1 pseudogene is annotated in these 1200 nt (G+C 78.9%); it reads left to right on the top strand.

What is annotated here, in order from left to right:
• Positions 1–1200: pseudogene (locus BZZ08_RS38455) on the top strand (cation-translocating P-type ATPase); the annotation flags it as partial.

The raw sequence follows: 1200 nt of genomic DNA, 5'->3' as shown, positions 1-1200 counted from the left end.
GGACTGGCGGGCCGGACCCCGGGCCCACCTCGCGCTGCGGCCGGCCGCCACGGACGAGGTACGCGCGGCGGGCGGTACGGAGCGCGTGGCGCGGCGGGTGGCGGCGGCACTGGCCGAGCACCCGGACGTACTGCTCGCCTACTGGGACACCGGCCTCGCCAGACTCGTGGTGACCGCGACCGAGGACACGCTCACCGACCGCGTCGTGGACCACGCCACCGAACTCGCCGAACGCCACGGACTCACCCGGGCGGACCAAGCCGCGCCCGCCGCCCCGGACGACCCGGTGGACGAGACGGACCACCCCGGCGACCCGGCCCCGGTACGGGTCGCGGCGACCGCGCTCGGTGCCGACGTGCTGGGGATCGCCGCCGCGGTGACCGGCGCGCGGCTGCGGCTGCCGCCCACGCCCCGCCTGGTCACCGCCGTGGCGACGCTGCTGCGCGAGAACCCGGCCTTCCGCGCCTGGCTGGGCGAGCGGCTGGGCGAGCACCGCATGGACGTGGCGCTGGCCGCCGCCAACGCCCTGCGTCCGGCGCCGCGCACCTCACCGGCCCAGGACTACGCCGCCCACGCCTCGGCGGGCAGCGTGGCGGGCGCCGCCGCGACCCTGCTGGTCAAGCACGACGTGGCCGAGGCGGCGGAGGCGGTGCTCGCCGGTTCGCCCAAGGCCGCGCGCTACGGGCCCGCCGCCTTCCACGCCGTACTGAGCGCCGCGCTGTCCCGCACCGGCGTGCTCGTGCGCGATCCCGGGCGGCTGCGGCAGCTGGAGATGGTCCGCACGGTCGTGCTGCACCCCAGCGCGCTGCGGGTGCCGGACGCGGGCGCCGACCCGTGGACCGAGGACGTGCTGGACGCGGCGCGGCGCGCGGGACTGCGTGTGGTCATGGTCGAGGACCCGGCGCTGGCCGACTTCACCGGTCTCGCCGACCAGGTCGTCGCCGCCCGGCGCCCGCTCGCGGACGTCGTGGCCGAACTGCGCGCCGAGGGCGGTGTCCTCACCGTCGTACGGCCGCTGCCCGGCGACGACGACTCCGTGCCGGCCGGGCTGCTCGCCGGGGACGTGGCCGTCGCGCTCGCCGACGCGGACTGCCCGGTGGCCTGGGGCGCGGACGTGCTCGCACCGCAGGGGCTCGCCGACGTGTGGCGGGTGCTGCGGGCGGTGCCGGTCGCGCGTGCGGTCGGGCGCCGGTCGCAGAC

Source organism: Streptomyces sp. MH60 (assembly GCF_002939385.1).
In the GTDB taxonomy this organism is placed as follows: Bacteria; Actinomycetota; Actinomycetes; order Streptomycetales; family Streptomycetaceae; genus Streptomyces.
Note: the sequence above shows the minus strand (reverse complement) of the source record. Positions and strands in the feature narration are given on the sequence as shown.